This is a genomic window from Streptomyces sp. NPDC001108 (genome assembly GCF_053598535.1).
In genome coordinates, this window is record NZ_JBSFKL010000028.1 from 17,095 (window position 1) to 32,562 (window position 15,468).

Annotated in this window: 13 protein-coding genes; 6 read left to right on the top strand and 7 right to left on the bottom strand. The window is 70.3% G+C overall.

What is annotated here, in order from left to right; all coding sequences use genetic code 11:
* Window positions 1–166 precede the first annotated feature (166 nt).
* The 4 genes from ACWC97_RS32770 to ACWC97_RS32785 form a co-directional block, all read right to left on the bottom strand.
* The gene (locus tag ACWC97_RS32770; protein WP_450653339.1) at window positions 167–595 is read right to left on the bottom strand and encodes a hypothetical protein; all 429 of its coding nucleotides are present in this window, start codon (window positions 593–595) and stop codon (window positions 167–169) included.
* Window positions 596–801: 206 nt separating this feature from the next.
* Window positions 802–1,719 (bottom strand): recombinase family protein, encoded by a 918-nt coding sequence (locus tag ACWC97_RS32775; RefSeq protein ID WP_450653341.1) that lies wholly within the window; start codon window positions 1,717–1,719, stop codon window positions 802–804.
* The gene (locus ACWC97_RS32780) at window positions 1,712–1,858 is read right to left on the bottom strand and encodes a hypothetical protein (protein WP_450653342.1); all 147 of its coding nucleotides are present in this window, start codon (window positions 1,856–1,858) and stop codon (window positions 1,712–1,714) included. The genes ACWC97_RS32775 and ACWC97_RS32780 overlap by 8 nt, the downstream gene beginning before the upstream one ends.
* A 130-nt stretch (window positions 1,859–1,988) precedes the next feature.
* Window positions 1,989–2,612 carry a hypothetical protein gene (locus tag ACWC97_RS32785; RefSeq protein ID WP_450653344.1) on the bottom strand — a complete coding sequence of 208 codons (624 nt, stop codon included), beginning with the start codon at window positions 2,610–2,612 and terminating at the stop codon, window positions 1,989–1,991.
* 318 nt (window positions 2,613–2,930) lie between these two features.
* Here ACWC97_RS32785 and ACWC97_RS32790 point away from each other — a divergent pair, with 318 nt between their 5' ends.
* The 3 genes from ACWC97_RS32790 (at window position 2,931) to ACWC97_RS32800 (ending at window position 5,410) form a co-directional block, all read left to right on the top strand.
* Window positions 2,931–3,671, top strand: a complete 741-nt coding sequence (locus ACWC97_RS32790; protein WP_450653346.1) for a hypothetical protein — start codon at window positions 2,931–2,933, stop codon at window positions 3,669–3,671.
* A 175-nt stretch (window positions 3,672–3,846) separates the two neighbouring features.
* The gene (locus ACWC97_RS32795; protein ID WP_450653348.1) at window positions 3,847–4,236 is read left to right on the top strand and encodes a hypothetical protein; all 390 of its coding nucleotides are present in this window, start codon (window positions 3,847–3,849) and stop codon (window positions 4,234–4,236) included.
* A gap of 661 nt (window positions 4,237–4,897) precedes the next feature.
* Window positions 4,898–5,410 (top strand): hypothetical protein, encoded by a 513-nt coding sequence (locus ACWC97_RS32800; RefSeq protein ID WP_450653350.1) that lies wholly within the window; start codon window positions 4,898–4,900, stop codon window positions 5,408–5,410.
* A gap of 1,104 nt (window positions 5,411–6,514) precedes the next feature.
* Here the strand turns inward: ACWC97_RS32800 and ACWC97_RS32805 are convergent.
* The gene (locus ACWC97_RS32805) at window positions 6,515–7,630 is read right to left on the bottom strand and encodes a tyrosine-type recombinase/integrase (RefSeq protein WP_450653352.1); all 1,116 of its coding nucleotides are present in this window, start codon (window positions 7,628–7,630) and stop codon (window positions 6,515–6,517) included.
* A 120-nt stretch (window positions 7,631–7,750) separates the two neighbouring features.
* Between ACWC97_RS32805 and ACWC97_RS32810 the strand changes: the two genes are divergently transcribed.
* From ACWC97_RS32810 to ACWC97_RS32820, 3 genes are all read left to right on the top strand, one after another.
* On the top strand, window positions 7,751–8,605 hold the full coding sequence (locus ACWC97_RS32810) for a hypothetical protein (protein ID WP_450653354.1): 855 nt from the start codon (window positions 7,751–7,753) through the stop codon (window positions 8,603–8,605).
* Window positions 8,606–9,318: 713 nt separating this feature from the next.
* A complete protein-coding gene (locus ACWC97_RS32815) occupies window positions 9,319–9,531 on the top strand; it encodes a hypothetical protein (protein WP_450653359.1) in 213 nt (70 codons plus the stop codon).
* 368 nt (window positions 9,532–9,899) lie between these two features.
* Window positions 9,900–10,154 carry a hypothetical protein gene (locus tag ACWC97_RS32820; protein WP_450653364.1) on the top strand — a complete coding sequence of 85 codons (255 nt, stop codon included), beginning with the start codon at window positions 9,900–9,902 and terminating at the stop codon, window positions 10,152–10,154.
* 81 nt (window positions 10,155–10,235) lie between these two features.
* Here ACWC97_RS32820 and ACWC97_RS32825 read toward each other — a convergent pair whose 3' ends face one another.
* On the bottom strand, window positions 10,236–10,508 hold the full coding sequence (locus tag ACWC97_RS32825) for a hypothetical protein (protein WP_450653366.1): 273 nt from the start codon (window positions 10,506–10,508) through the stop codon (window positions 10,236–10,238).
* A gap of 716 nt (window positions 10,509–11,224) precedes the next feature.
* Window positions 11,225–15,400 carry a MobF family relaxase gene (mobF, locus tag ACWC97_RS32830; protein WP_450653368.1) on the bottom strand — a complete coding sequence of 1,392 codons (4,176 nt, stop codon included), beginning with the start codon at window positions 15,398–15,400 and terminating at the stop codon, window positions 11,225–11,227.
* Between the last annotated feature and the right edge of the window lie 68 nt (window positions 15,401–15,468).

A 15,468-nucleotide genomic window follows, 5' to 3' on the forward strand; every position in this document is an offset into this window, starting at 1 on the left:
GGGTCGAGGCTGTGCTCGGGGCAGTCGTCCCGCTCGTCGCAGGAGGCGACGGCCCCGCACGCGGCCGTGGGGCAGACGCAGGTGCTGTACGAGCCTCCGTGCCGTGTCACGCCGCCGTGGCGGACGTAGTCGCTGGCCGCGATGACGGCCTGGACGTCGCGGACGTTCACGCGGCCTCCTCCTCGTCCTCGTAGCAGCAGCACTCGCCGTACGGGTCGCCCCCGCCGTCGGCCCCGCACTCCTGGCAGCCGTAGGGGTCGCTGTCCGGGTCGTCGTCGGCGTACTCGTGGTGGCGCCAGCCGGAACACTGGTCGTTGTAGCAGCCGCACCCGGGGCACTCGGGGCAGACCATGCCGTTCGTCCAGCCGCACGTCTCGCACAGGAGCTGGTTGCGGGGGTTGTTCTTCTCCTGGGTCAGGTAGTCGACGGCTTCCTTGTACGTGTTGATGTCGACGTACTCCGCGAGGTACCGCTCCAGGGTCTCCCGCTCGTCGGCGTCGGAGTGGTCCAGGAGCGCGATGGCGTCGGTGTGCTTGATGCCCAGCTCGTCCTTGACGGCGGCGAGGGCCTTCTTGCGGGCGTGGTCCTTCGGCATCTCAAGCTCTTCCCGCGACTGCGGTGATCCCAGACTCACCGGCCGCCAAGAGCGAGACCAGCGAAGTTGAAGCAGTGGAGAGGGTGGCTCGGCGCGGAGCACCTTCGGCGTGCGCGTCCGGTCTGAGCCGGGCGCACCGGGCCACGAGCCGGGCCCACGGCCACCGTGGTGACCGCAGACCCGACTGCAGCGGGCGGCACCGACACTCAGGGCGTGATCCGGACGGACGTCACGCGGTCGGAGTGGATGCGGTGGGCCTTGCGGCCGGCGGGCGACTGCATGAGGGCGGTCGCGGAGTGCTCGATCATCGCCACGTGCACGCTGACCGGGGCGGTCACCCGCACCGAGTAGCCCTGCCCGCGCCTGATCGTCTGCCCGGCAGCGAGCGCCTGGCGGACCGGGGCGTCGGCGACGTCGGCCAGGTGCTCGGCGACCAGGCCGGGCACGTCGACCACCACGACCGGATCGGCGGCCACCGCCTCTTCCTGGCTTGCTTCCGCGGGCTTCGGCGAGAACGTGTCCAGATCGGGGGCCTTGCGGGCTTCGGCAGAGTCAAGGGCCCGGCGGATCACCTTCGGGTCGACGCGGTACTGCCGCGCGAGCGCCTTGACCGCAGTGCCGGTCTCGTAGGCGCGGACGATCTCGGCGGCTTGGGTGGCGCTGAGACGTGCCGGCCTGCCGAGGGTCTTCCCCTCTGCCCGTGCTGCGGCGACCCCGTCCTTGGTGTTCTCGCTGATCATGTCGCGCTGGAACTCAAGGACCCCGGCGAGCATCGTGACGAAGAGCTTGGTCATCGGGTCCTCGGAGGTGAGGTCCATGCCCGCCCAGGGGCCGGAGGCGATCCGCAGGTGGAGCCCTCGACGCCGCAGGACGTCGCGGACGTCGAGCACGTCCTTGACCGAGCGGAAGAGGCGGGCGGCGTCGGCGAGTCGTACGACGTCGCCGACCGCTGCTTCGTCGAGCAGTCGCAAGAGGCCGGGGCGTTTGAGCGGATGGAGACGACTGGAGGTCGCAGGGTCCTCGTAGGCCGGGGCGCCGGCGTCGAGGTAGGACGCGAGGTTGTGCTTCTGGCGGAGGTTGGTCTGCTTGTCCGTCGAGTGCCGCAGGTACAGGCGGTCAGCCACGGTCGGCGTCCTCCTGGCCCTCCTCGTCGAGCGGGTACCGCTCGGCCTTGAGCCCGGCCTTCACCAGGCTGTCGAGCACGCCGACCGCGCGGTACTGCCAGCCGTTCAGGTCGGTGGTGGTGATGTCGCCCAACGCCATGAGGTGTCCCCTCACTTGTGCCAGGCCGGATGGCCTGGCGGTTTCCGCCCCCGGGCTGATTGGACGACGTTGGCGGCCGGGAGGTGCAAGCAGGGTGTACGAGTTGCCGGACAGCCCGACCCCGGATCGCTTACCGGGCGGTCACCCATTCAGTCCACTCCATCGGTTCACCGGGCAGATCGGCGGTCAGTCTCCAATCCTTGTGCCCGGCCACGTGGCACGTCGCCCACAGTCGTATGGGATTGCCGGACTGTTCCCACCGCCACCCGCCTATCGGGTCGCTGTCCGTGAACCACGAGGGGCTCAGGGAGGGGTCGAGAGCGAGACGCCGTTTCTCGCCGTGTTCGAGGTGGAAGGCCCCAGCGTTGCGCCCGGATTCATCAGCCCCGTCGATGCCGGGGCGGAAGCGGTAGGGGCCCCAGATGATTTTGGCGCGCTCCTCGGCAGTCACCCCTCCCGCGAGCACCGGATCGCTGCTGCGGTCGCGGTCGTCGCGGATGGACAGCTCAAGCCGGTTGATGCGGCGCAGTGGAGCCGGCCCGTCGAACAACACCAGCAATTCGGGGTTCCCGCGCGACCTCGTGAACTGGAACCGAAGGTGGGGAGTCATCTCGGTGTGCCAGCGGTCCCGCTCGATCTGGGCGAGGGATGCGGAAGTTCGGTTGGCCTCCCTGGCGGTTTTCCAAGCGCCGAACGCGGCTCCGCCGCTGAAGACGGCGGCCGCGGCCGCGATTGAGGTGTCTGCGATACCCATGCCGGAAGTATCTAGGTGTGGGACAGGCCGAGAGCGCCAGTCGCCGATCTCGGAATCGGCCTCGCTGTCCCTCCCGGCGAATGCCCGCGTCCTGAGCGGGCTGGTCACGACCGTTTCCGCCCCCGGGGGGTAATGGATCATAGGCCCCGTCCCGGAGAGTGGCGGGAGGGCGGACGCCCCGTCTTGGCAATGCGGCGCCTTCTAGACAGAGCGGGCGAAATTGCGCCAACTTCCGCATCGGGTGCACGAAATGCCCCATTATTCCCCTTGACGGGCTGTGTGTATGCCGACCGTATTCATCGGTGGAAGGAGTCCACAGTGATTGAGACCCAGAAGATCCTGAGGGTGGAAACCGGGAGCGCCCAGCGCCCCGGCACCGAGCCGCCATGTGCGGATGGCGTCCACGTCCACCGACGGGGCGAGCGGGTTTGCGCGGCTGTCGTCGACGGCGCCGGCCACCACGAGGAAGTCGTGGACTTTGCCCGGCACGCGCCGTCCGCGATCGCCCTCATGGGGATGGCGATGGGCGGGCTCGTCGGCCTGACCGCTGCGGGGCGCATGGCCGATGCGTACGGCCGCCCGCCGCACATGTCCGCCATCGTCGCCTCCATGGAGCCCGGACACCCCACCAGCGTCCACTGGATCGGCGACTGCCGGGCATACGGCTGGGACGGCGAGAAGCTGACCTTGTGGAGCACAGATCAGACCATGGGTGAGTGGCTCCGCTGGAACGGCGGAAAGACCATCGAGATGGTTCCGATCGAGACTGCCGAGGACCAGGACAACTGGGCGAGGCTCGGCCTTGCCCAGGCGACGGAGATGACGTGCCGCCAACTGGAGATCCCCGAAGACGTCCCTCTCGTCCTGCTCGTCTCGGACGGCGTCTCCGACCAGGTCGACCAGGAAACGGCCGAGGCCCTGTGCCGGGAGCATTTCGACGCCCCCCAGGCCCTCGCGGACGCGCTCGTCGCCGCCGCCGAGGGCGAGGATGACCCGGAGACCGGAGAGCTGTACCGGGATGACGCGACCGCGATCGTCCTGCGCAGGCCCACCGCCTGATCCGTGCCCCAGGGCTCCGCATCTCCCGCTTCCTGACGTCTCGCAGCGCGAAGGCGGCCTCGCTCGCGGGCGAGGCCGCCTTCGACCGATTCCGCCTCCTGGTCGGGCCCCGGGCGTCCCGCCGCGTATCCGCCATGTCCGTGCCCTCCTGGTGCCGTTTGCCGTTTGGCAGGGCATGACGACTTCTTCGGTCGGCGAGCGGTTCGCGACGACCCTGGTGCGGCTGTGCGCTGCTGGTGACGTGCACGGCCTCAAGGGGTTCTACGAGGACCTCCACGCCGCGCTGGGCGACCGAGGGCATCTCCACCCGGTGTACGACGCCCTGGACCAAGCTCTGTGCGAGGCGCTGGCGGGGCGCTACGTGGCGCCCTACGACCACGGGCGGGCGGAGATCGCGGCGGAGCTGGTCCTCACGGGGGTGGGTCCGTCGGGGCGGGTGAGGGCAGCGGTCCGGCGGGCGGTGGTCGGTGACTCGGGCGGTCTCACCACGCTGACGTCCGCCGAGGAGCGAGTGCTGGGATTCGCTGCGAGCTGCGCGGCCCTGGACCGCGCGGTGAAGGGGTGATCGCACCGGGCACTCCGAGTACCCGCCCGCCGCTGGCCGTGATCTCTGTCGCGCTTACGATCCGGGGATGACGACCCGCCGCCGTTCTCTGGGATCTGGCCCTCTTGCCCGCAGCACCCCCGACTCCGGCCTGGACGGCCAGGCCGCGGTCCCCCGTGTGCGAGCGGTGGACGCGGACCTCGACGCGGGCACGCTGTACCGGCCCGATTCCGATTCCCTGGCCGACATGCGGGCCAGGGGCGTCCTTGGGTGGCAGCCGTCTGCCGGGGGCCCGGCTTCCCGGCCGTACGGCACGGGGGCCCGCCGGACCGGCCGACCGTAGAGGGGCGAGACCTGGACGTGTGCGGCCTGCGTCAGCACCTGGGCGGGGACAGCCGTCTCCCACGGGAGACACGGGGCCGGCGCTCAGCTCATCTGCCCGGAGGGCGCGCCTGGGCTTCAATCTGGCTCTTCACCTTCACTCTTACTTTCGGGAGATCCGCCCTGTAGCTGATGGACGCATATGGCGTCTGAGCTGGGGGAACGGGCGATTCCCGACCATGTTTCCTCCACCATCAGGTGATGGACCTGGTGATGGCCTTGACCGCTGGGCTGGAGGCGGAGTGTCCGGACGAGCAGCGGCCCGTTGTTCCGGACGACACCAGCAGAGAGGGGCACGACCATGCGGCTCGCGTACTACCGCCCGACCCCCGTAGGGGCCTGGCCGTTCGACGGGATGGAGGTCCACGTCAAGGAGTTCCCCGACGAAGCCGAGCACTGGAGCAGAGGACGCGCCAGGCAGGCGGGGATGGCCTGCGCGGCGTGCGGCAAGGTCGACTTCCGACGAGACAGGAGCGACGACAAGCCCGAGACACTGCCCTTCGAGGTCCCCGGCCCGGACGGCAAACTCCGCTTCGAATGCGGAGGCTGCCGACCTGAGTTCGTCGACCCGGACGCTGTCCACGGGCAGCGCACCGCAGAGGTCGACATCTGCACGCGCGTACAACGCGAGATCCCCGAACTGGACCACTGTGAGTACTACGAGGTCGACTACAAGGGCGAGAAGCTGTGCGTCGCGGTCGACTTGGTAGTCCGGGGTGTGTGGGCGTTCCGCGACGGCGAGCTGTGCGGCGTCGACGAGGAAGCCGATCCCGATCTCAAGGCCCTGCTGGTCCGCAACGGAATCCGCGTCTGACCTGCGCATCCCCATCCCGCGCGCACGCGTAGGGCGGTCCAACAAGTGCAGACCCCCCCCCCGACGGACCGGGGGGGCACAGTGAGACCGAGACCCCCGCGCGCGCGTGGGACGGTCTCACGAGTTCCATCTGTGTACCTTCACCGTCCGCCGTCGACGAAGCCGCTGTCTCGTCTCCCTGAGCCGTCTCACGGCGCCTTCCCCCGTGGGCCCGGGCGACGGACGAAGCCCCGACGGCTGCTCCTGCACCGAGCACCGTCGGGGGCTTCTCATGACTGGTCAGGCGAGGCCGCCGCCGTTAGGCCCAACGGGACTATCCCCGTCGCGCGCGTCATGGGGCCGACCGGAACTTTCCACCTCGCGCGAGCGGACGTACGCCCAGGCTCCACCAATGGTGGTGACCGACACACCTGTGGTGGCCACGGCGGTGGCGGCCTGGTCCAGCCCTTCCCAGGCCAGGAAGGTCGATCCGAGGACGGATGCGGCCCCGGTGGTCACGACCGCCCAGACCAGGGCACTTCGCGCTCGGGGCTCTCGGGTACGGTCGGTATGTGTCATCGGTTCGTTCTCCTCACATGGGACGGAGCCCGACGACAGGCGATAGGGAGACCTCACGGCGCGGCCTGCCGGCAAGCATCGGTCCGCACCGCAACGAGGTCTCCCTACGTCGTTTCCCGACGCAGGGCTGAACGAGACTGAGCCTACGTCAGGCAGCGTGAACAGTTGTAATTTCCGATCACTGCGCACCGGGCAGCATCACCTCAGCTTTTCCTCACCAGGATTCAGTTTTTCCCTATACCCGCAGGTCAACGCGGTGACACATTCTCGGAACCGTAATCCTGTCACCATTACCTGCGACCATTTCGCAGATTTCGGCAATGTAATTCCCCACCCGGAAACGCATTACCGAAAGCTGCCATCTTCTGCCCGCACGGGGCTGGTTCGTCGACCTCTTCGCGGGAGGAGGTGGTCTGGAGGCCGAACCAGACACCCCACCGGGCTCACCGCCCCATAGACGGGCCTCCCCGGCCCTGTGAGGGCGGCTGCCGGTGGTAACTGGCCGACTCCTGCGCCCTGGCCCGGGACTGCTCAGCGCCGGCCCGCTCACAGGCCGATGCCGACGAGCGGGCTGTTCTTTACGCGGTCGACGTCCTCCATGTAGCGGGCCAGGACGCGCGAGCCGTCGGCCCAGCCGCCCGCGCGGGCGATCTCCAGCGGGTCGTGGCCGGCGGCCCGCGCGGCGGTGGCGAAGCCGCGGCGCAGGGAGTGTCCGGACCAGTCGCCGGAAAGGCCGGCGACGTCGGCCAGGCGCTCGATGACCTCGGCGGCGGCCTCGGCGGTCATGCGCCCGGCCGGGTCGCCGATCGGGCGGCCGTTGCGGGTGATCGGCGGGGCGAGGCGGTCCCAGCGGTCGATGCGGACGAAGAGGGGGCCGTCGTGGCGGCCGACGTCGGCGAGGGCGGCGAGGTAGGCGCGCAGGGCGCGGACCGGGCAGGTGGCGGGGTCGGTGCCGTACAGGATCGCGTTGGTGGTGTGTTTGCGGACCTTCTTGCGGTACACGGTCACGTCGTAGCCGTGCTCGGCCTCGGTGACGTCGGCGAGGTCGAGGGCGACCAGTTCGGAGGCGCGGGCGGCGGCAGCGAAGCCGAGAAGTACCAGAGCGGCGTTGCGCTGCCCGGCCAGGGCGGTGCGGTCGGTGCCGGTGAGCATCGCGCGGATCTGTGCGGGCAGGGCCGCGGTCGCCTGCCGCGCCCGGGCGGCCTCGTCCTTCTGCTCGGCAAGCCGGGCCTTGTAGGCGTTGAGGACGGCGCGGGCGCCACGCATGTTCGGCTTGGCGCGGCCCTGCTCAAGGTGCCAGGTGGTCACGGCGGACATGGCTCGCTCGATGGTCGACGGGCCGGCGGGGCGGTTCGTGCGGGGCCGGGGCGTGACGGTCAGGTGCCGCACCCACTCCGCCATCGTCTCGCCGGAGGCCGGGACGACCGTGCGGTCCTCCTGGCGGCACCAGGCGGCGAACGTTTCGCGGTCCGCGGCGTACGCGCGGCGGGTGGAGGCGGCCGCGCTCGCCTCGATGGCGGCGACGGTCTCGGCGGACAGGTGCCGGTCCCGCGCGGTACGGATGTCCGCCCCGGCGCCGACGGATTCGTCGTCGTTCACGAGTTCCACGTCGACGATGCTGGAGGCTGCCGGGACGGCCAGCGCTCGGCCCACTGAACTCATGTGCTCCCCCTCGTTTCTGACTCTTGAGAAGGAACATTATCAAGAGCCAATAAAGCTCTTGCGTCAGATAACGAAGCACGGTTATCCGACGCGACTCCTCCTGCCACTACCGTTTTCGCTATGACAATCGCACCGCGCCCGCGCTTCTCCGTCCGCGCCGGCCTCGCCGACGCGTCCGAACACGACGGACCGTTCGACGACGTACCCGAGCACCTGCTCGTGCCGCTCCAGGTATGGGTCGAACAGGTGCTGACCTACCGGGGCTCGTCGCTGGAGGACCAAGCTCAGGGAATCTGCCTGCGCCTGCACATTGCGCCGTACAGGGACGCGCGCTTCGGGGTGAGGTACGTGAAGCCGCTGACGCAGAAGACCGGCCCGCAACTGTTGGACGTGGTGGACGAGATGCTCCGCTCCAACGTGGCCACTGACAGCGAGCTCCACCTCCTCGTGAGCATGCTCGACGATGCCGGATCCGCCTACCGCGTCAACGAAGCCCAGGACGGGCTGGAGGAGCGGGTCACCCCGGCCGTGCGCGACGCCGTCCGCCAGACAATCGCCGACGCGGCGGCCGGGCCCGCCGCCGGATCGGCCGCCGACCACCTGGCCGCGGCCTGGCAGGCGGCCTACGGGCGCGGCCCGGATCCGGTGCGCGCGTACGGCGAGGCCATCAAGGCGGTGGAGTGCGCGGCGCACGCCGTCATCCAGCCCAACAACGCCAGGGCCACCCTCGGCACGATGCTGGGCGAGCTCAAGGGCGCCCGGCACAAGTTCACCGCCGCGATCCCCTCCCCGGCCGGCGACCCGATCGCCCCGGCCGAGGCGATGATGCGCGCCCTGTGGGAGGGGCAGACCTCGCGGCACGGCGCCCAGACCGCGACCGTGCCCGAGACCCTGGAAGCCGCCCGGGCCGGCGTCCACCTCGCCGCCGCTCTGGTGCAGTGGTTCGTCTCCGGGGCCGTCGTCCGCACACCCTGAGAACGAGTCAGCTCAAGGGTCCACTGTTCGTCCGCATTCCGCGAGGAGAAGATCCGGCACCCGGACAAGGCCGAGGACGAGATCGCCTACTTCGAGAAACAGACGAAGCAGCGCAAGAAGCTCCACGCGGACGCCGAGTTCGGCACGGGCGCCGCGAACATGTACCGGGACTTCACGAACGACATCGTCGACAAGCAGAAGTATCGGTCCGACACCGACACCATCGCCTTCGCGAAGTCCTGAGGGAGACATCAGAGCAGGTCAGACAAGCTCAGCGAGAGCATCTACCCGACGGCGGCGCTTGGTTCTCGCATCAAGGGCGACACGCAAAAGGCAATGTCGCCTACGTGGGATGCATCACAGCCCCAACTGCCCAGCAGCGGATCAACATCCCCGCTTGCGTCGCCAGGCCATGGCGCTGACCTGCTAGAACCCCGCCCAAGTGGTGACGGGACGGAGCACAACAACCACGTTACATAGCCCACGGAAAAGTGTTCCCCCCGCTCAGGCTTGATCGGCCGTCAGGCAGGCGAGCGAAGGCCCGAGTGCCCGCTGGTTGTCAACACCCCTCTGTACCGTTGTCGGCACCGAAACCCCTTCGGCACGACGAAGGGAGACCTCGTTGCGGCACTTGCTTCCTACGGCTGACCGCGAGGAGGTCTCCCTCTCGTTACGTCGAAGTGGTCCGCCCTGCCGTGAGGAGAACTGACCGCGTGACGTCCACCGACGGTACCCCAGCAGGTACCCCCGACCCCAGCTCCAACCGACTCTCCTGGGCCACCCTCGCGACGGTGCTCATCTCCATCGTCGCCGTGGTGATCCTGTCGCTGACGCACAACACCGAGGCGGCGGCCACCGTCGGCAGCATCGGCACTGCGATCACCGTCGGCGGCGGTGTGCAGCTCACCGCGCGCCGCCAGCAGTAGACCGTTGTTGCACGGGGTTCCCGGGCACCCGAACGCCCTGCGGGGTCCTACCCGCAGGGCGTTCGGGAACCGATCGGTTGTTGGACGCGACGGTGGACCGTGTCCGTACGTCATGAGGGCCACCTATGAAACGCATGGCCGCACGCGAGAGGTGACCCGGATCGGGCTGTGGGGAACCGCCCGGCACAATCGGGCCCATGCCTGACTGGATGCCCTCGTGGGGCACAACCGCCCTCATCTCGATCGTGATGTCACTGCTCACCCTGATCGTGCTGCGAGACACTCCGCTCTCCCAGATGAGTTGACGCTCGTCAGGGAACGTGATTTCGAGCGTTCACCCGATGCGCGATCCCGGGCACAATCTGGGGATGACGACCCGCCGCCGGCCCCTGGGTTCCGGCCCCGCCTCGCACGTCCCCCACGCCCAGGACGCGGGGGACGGCCGTCCCGACCCGGCGGCCCTCCGCGTCCGTGCCGCCGACGCGGATCTCGCCGGGGGGACGCTGTACCGGGCCGACTCCGATGTCCTGGCGGATCTGCGGGCCAGGGGCGTCCTCGCGTGGCGGCCTCCCTCCGGCGGTCCGACTCCCGGTCGTACGGGGCGGGGGTCCGGCCAGTCGTGAGCGGGCCTGAAGTACGCCCCCACTGGCCCATGCTGGGGCCCTCGGGACTGCGTCGTCGTCAGCGGTTCGTGCCGGGCGGCCCTACTCCGGGGTTGCTGCCGGATCGAGCTGGTCCTGGTCACAGCCGCATGTGAACGGCCCGCACTGCTTCCCGAACCACATCCAGTCGACCATCGGAAGGCCCCGCATCTGGTCGTCGAGGATCTCGCCCTGTTCGTCGACGCGCGCGAACGGCTCCTCGTACTTGACGCGGCAGCCCACGCACCGGGCGTCGAAGTAGTACGAGATCTCGCTGTGCCGGGGGACCGGGATCACCGGGTACGTGTCTCCGCCGTCGTGCAGCTGGACGGTCAAGCCTTGGGCGCATGCGCAGGACATGGGCCGATACTTCCAGCGGCCCGGACCGATTCGCCACACGACACCCGGCGCGTACGGGCGATGCAGGAAGTCGGGCACCAGCCGCCGCGCACGAACTGGAGGCGACCGCGCTCGCGCGCAGCAGCGGGCGGGGGTTCCGCACGGAAGTCTCCGGCGGCCGGCCGCCGGAGACTTCTCCCAGCCCGCCTGCCACGGATCTTTTTCCCCTAACGAGTTGAAGAGCCCGAAACTTGCCCGGACTTGCCCTACGTTAGAGAGCGCCTTCCCCTCGTTCAGAGGCCGGGCAAAAGGACGGGGGACGCACTCTGAGTGCGCCCCCCGGGTACGGCGAGATCCCGAGTTCGGACCCGTGCTAGTGCCTGAGTAACTCGATCGTGAGTCGAATTACGTTCATCAGGACTGAGCACAAAGCGAGGGCCCGGCTCGGGGTCCACCGCTTCCGCCTGGGCGGCTTAGCCTCTTGATCCTCCACAGCCATCCTCCTGGTCTGGTGTCGTATGACCCAGGGGAAGGGCACGTGGGGTGACGCATCACCACCTGAGGGTGAGAGTAGGCGGGCGCGCGGCCCCGTGTCTCATGAATCAGACCTTTTACCGAACTGCGCCTCTGGCATATGCCAGAGGTCAATTCGCTCGTCAGGCGTCTGCTACGGCTGGTCTCGTCTGACGCCGCCCCCGCTGGGCCCAACGGGTCTATCGGCCTCCCATCGACGGCCCGGTGCGCCTATAGGGAGGCGGCTGGCGGCGGTAGCCGGCCGAGTCCTCTGCCCGGGCCCGGGACTGTTCGGCGGCCGCGCGCTTCTGCGTGACGATGTACGACCGGCGGGCCTGGATCTCGATGTCGTGCAGCTCGGGATACTTCCCGGCGATCGTCCGGCGCAGGACCTGCTCGGCCTGTCCGATCGCGACGGTCTTGCGACTGCTGGCGGCCGCGTCGGTGTACTGGGTCACCTCACCGCGCAGGCGGGCCAGCTTCTGGGCGTCACGGCGGTCCAGGCGCATCTCGACGTCGGGCAGCCGCTCGCGCATCGTGGCCAGCCGCGTGGTGACGACGTCGAGGTCCTTCGGCACGGGCTCGTCGGCGCCGAGGTCGCGGAACTGTCCGGCGAAGTTGCTTTCGCGGACCAGCTTCCACGCCTCCTCTCGGGCCGTGTCTGCCGCGTCCGCGGCCCGGGTCGCTTCCGTTCGCAGGGCCGCGCGTTCGGCGGACACGTCCCTGATGTCGGTGTCCAGCTGCTTCAGGGTGAGCTTGGCGCGGCGCCGCTCGAAGAAGCTCAAGCCCCGCTTGGGCTCAAGGTACTCGCGCAGATAGGTGTCCTTCTTCTCGGCCTCCGCGCGCGCGTTGATGGCGCGGGCGGTCTCCTGGGCCGCCTCCTTCGCCTTGGCCTCCGCCTGGTCCAGCACGGTGGCGGCCTCGGCGACGAACGCCTGCCCGCGGGTCTGCCCGGACGCCTTCTCCTCGATGAGGCGCTCTTCGAGGGTGCGGGCCTCCTGCGCTGTCTGCGCCGCTGCGCGCTCGGCATGGCCGGCCGCCTCGTAGGCGAGGCTGATCGTCCGTGCCAGTCCGGCGTCCGACCACTTGCCGTACGGCCGGGTCTTCCAGGACTGCACCGACGCCATCTCGCGCTGCCGCTGGCTCTCGGCCAGGCGCTTCCCGCTGGCGGCCTGCTCCCGGGCGTTGTCCTCGGGTGCGGCCTCCTGGTGCTCCTCGGCGGCAAGCCGCCGGGCCTGCTCGTACGCCTCGCGGGCACGGCCGGGGGAGACGGCCGCCGCCGCCCGGGCCCGTCGTAGCGCGGCCTCGGACTCTTCGCGGGCGCGGACGGCGGCCTCGTCCTCGCGTACGGCCTGGACGGGCACACGGGCGGGGGCCGGCGGCTCGCGCAGCAGATCCGAGACCATGTAGTCGCCCCGGTCCTGACCGAGGAACTTCGCGAAGGCGGTGACCGCGCGGTGCAGGCGTTCGGCCTCGGTACGGGCCTCGCCGAGACGGGCCTGGGTCTCGTCGTCCTCGATGGCGCCCAACGGCAACCACAGGTGGTTCTCGGCGCGGCCGCGCGTGATGCCCGGGTAGGTCGCGAACGCGTTGGAGCCGTGCCCGTAGAGCAGGCTGACGTCGCTGGTGAGGCCCTGGCTCGCGGCGACCGTCATGGCGTAACCGAGGGACAGGGCGCCGGAGCTGATCGTCTTCGGCTCGTACCAGGCGGCCACCGTCTCGTTGGTCTTCTTGTCGCGCCAGGTGATCTCGACGCGGTGGTTCTCGTCGGTCGCCGTGACCACGGCCCGGTAGCCGTTGAGGACGTCGGGGCCCTCGCCGCGGCGGGAGCGGTAGTCGTTCTGGCGGACGCGGACCAGGTCGCCCACGGCGAGGTTCAGCTCCGCGCCGCCGGAGAGGACGTAGCGGTGTTCCGCGCCGAGTTCGCCGCGCTGCCGGCGGATCTGCTGGGCCCCCAGGTTCAGGACGTCCACGTCCGTGTTCTTGGCGGCCAGCACGGTCAGCGAGTCGATCAGGTCGTGCGGGTCGCTCCAGCGGGTGCGCAGCTCGTCCCAGGTGGTCAGAATTTGGGTATGGGCCTCGATGGCGCTCTCGGTGGCGTGCACCCGGCCTGTGTCGGCCAGGATGCGCAGGGCCTGCTCGTGGTCGCCGGTGCGCCATACCTCCAGGGCGGCGCGTTCGGCGTCGTTGCGCTGACGCCGGTTCTCGGTGAGGACCAGGCCGCCGACGAGCCGGTGGACCTCCTTGAACCAGCCGCCCGGGCCGATCGACTGCAGCTGCTTCGGGTCGCCGATCGCCACCAGCTTCGTGCCGGTGCGCCGTGCCTCCGCCATGAGGGCGGCGGCCTGCCGGTCGTTGGACATGGTGGCCTCGTCGACGACCAGGACGTCGATGCCGGTGAGTCCTTGGCCGTCGCGGATCTGCTGGAGCCAGGAGGCGATCGAGCGGGCCGGGATGCCGGAGGCGTCGTCCAGCGACTTGGCGGCGACGGCGGACACGGTGGCGCCGGCGTAGGTGTGGCCGGTGGCGTCCCACGCGATCCGGCACGCCTCCATGAGCGTGCTCTTGCCGGTGCCGGCGGCGCCGATATGCGCGTCGATGCCGTGCCCGGCGGTTAGCGTCCGCGTGATCGCGGCGCGCTGTTCGTCGGACAGGGCGAAGCCGTTGGCGACCTCGAAGACGGACATGGCGGCCGCGGCCTGCTCGACGGTCAGCTTCACCGCCCCCTCGTCGAACCGCGCCAGGGCCTGGCCGGTGACGAGCTCCTCGGCGTCGAGGATGTCGCGGGTGGTGTAGCGGTCCATCGACGACATGACGGTGGAGCCGACATGCGGCAGGCGCACCGCGTACCCCTCGACGGCGAGGACCTGGTCCGCGAGTTCGTCCAGGAGGCCCGGCTCGGCGCCGATGCCGAACTCCATCGCTGTCGCCACGGCGGCGAGCAGCTGCGCGCGGGAGAACGACTTCTCCGACGCGGTCAGCCCGGTCTCGGGGTCGAAGACGATGCGCGCGAGGTCGTCCGGGCCGGGCCGCTGCGGGCCGCTGCCGGGGCCGTCGAGGCCCGCACCGCCACCACCCTCGGGCGGGCCGGGCGCGGCGGCCGCCACCATCGCGTCGACGTCGCCGACGACGGCCTCGGCGCGGGTGCGCCAGCTGGAGCGCATCCCGGACGCGTCGGCGTCGACCTTTGCGCGGCGGGTCTCGTCGGCGACGCGCTGCCGGTCCTGCCGTGAGGCGTCCGTGCCCACCCGCTCGTCGAGCGCGATGTGCCGGCGGGAGAACGCGTCGCGCAGCTCCTCGGGGACGTGCCGGACCTCCCACGAGCGGGTTTCCGGGTTGTACTCGCGGCGTACGCCGAACGTCTCGTACGTGAGTTCCCGCACCCGGGCCTTGAAGTACGCGTCGAGTGCCTTGGCGTGGCGGTGGAAGTCCTGTCCGCTGTTGGCGATGGCCCTCCACTCGCCGTCCTCGCCCCGCGCCATGTTGGCGATCGTGACGTGGACGTGGAGGTGCGGGTCTCCCGGTTCGCCCGGCGTCACCGGGCGTGCGGCAAGGTGCTCCACCGACCAGCCGAGCAGACCGCCGGTCGCGATGCGTACCTTCTCTCCGTCCTCGCCGGTGACGGAGTAGCCGATCCACTCCTGGGCCTGGCGGACCGTGTCGTCCTTCGCCTGCTGCACCAGCTCACGGAACGTGCGCTCGTTGAGGTCGCCCAGGAGCCCGGACAGGGTGCTGTCGGACTTCGGCAGATCGAGCACGAGGTCCCAGCCGCGCACGCGGGTGTCGATCCGTTTGTCCTTGCTCGCCCACGCCCGGTCGACCGTCTCGGTGCCGTAGACGTCGGCGAGGTCGAGGCCGACCGCGCGGGCGAGCTTGTGCAGCGTTCCGACCTGGAGCCGCTGCCCCTCGCCGAACCGGTTGACCATCCGCTGCTGGGTGGCGAGCTGCCTCTGCTGCTTCGGCTTGCCCGCGAGCAGGTCGGCCGGCTCGACGCCCTTCTCGGCGGCCAGCGCCTCGATCGCCTCGGTGAGCCGGGCCACCGTCAGGTGGGCGTCGGGATGGACGCGCACCGAGGCGGTGGAGGCGAGCAGCCGGGCGCCGGTGGCGGGGTGGCAGCCGTTCATGATCCGGCGCGCGGCGTCCTTGGCTTCGTCGTCCAGGTGCTCGCCCGCCGCGTACCCGAAGGCGCTCATCCCGCTGCCGACCCACACCAGGTGGCCGTCGCCTGGTCGCAGCCGGTAGTCGAGGGCGGCGTCGGCCGAGTCGTCCAGGACGACGGTCTCCACGGCGTCGGCTTCGACGACACCGCATCCGGCCTGCTCGCGCAGCCGGTACTCGACCTGCGCGTCCGCCGTGATCTTCGTCAGCCAGGCCATCTGGCCGCCCTCCCGCTTGTGCGCTTGTGCGCCGTTCGGCCCGGCCGTACCGGACCTCCCCGCGAGGG

Bases quoted from the DNA above. Each gene is read 5' to 3' on its own strand.
- mobF (WP_450653368.1), bottom strand. From the start codon at position 15,400: ATGGCCTGGCTGACGAAGATCACGGCGGACGCGCAGGTCGAGTACCGG.
- ACWC97_RS32800 (WP_450653350.1), top strand. From the start codon at position 4,898: ATGCGGCTCGCGTACTACCGCCCGACCCCCGTAGGGGCCTGGCCGTTC.
- ACWC97_RS32780 (WP_450653342.1), bottom strand. From the start codon at position 1,858: ATGGCGTTGGGCGACATCACCACCACCGACCTGAACGGCTGGCAGTAC.
- ACWC97_RS32770 (WP_450653339.1), bottom strand. From the start codon at position 595: ATGCCGAAGGACCACGCCCGCAAGAAGGCCCTCGCCGCCGTCAAGGAC.
- ACWC97_RS32785 (WP_450653344.1), bottom strand. From the start codon at position 2,612: ATGGGTATCGCAGACACCTCAATCGCGGCCGCGGCCGCCGTCTTCAGC.
- ACWC97_RS32795 (WP_450653348.1), top strand. From the start codon at position 3,847: ATGACGACTTCTTCGGTCGGCGAGCGGTTCGCGACGACCCTGGTGCGG.
- ACWC97_RS32820 (WP_450653364.1), top strand. From the start codon at position 9,900: ATGACGACCCGCCGCCGGCCCCTGGGTTCCGGCCCCGCCTCGCACGTC.
- ACWC97_RS32805 (WP_450653352.1), bottom strand. From the start codon at position 7,630: ATGAGTTCAGTGGGCCGAGCGCTGGCCGTCCCGGCAGCCTCCAGCATC.
- ACWC97_RS32810 (WP_450653354.1), top strand. From the start codon at position 7,751: ATGACAATCGCACCGCGCCCGCGCTTCTCCGTCCGCGCCGGCCTCGCC.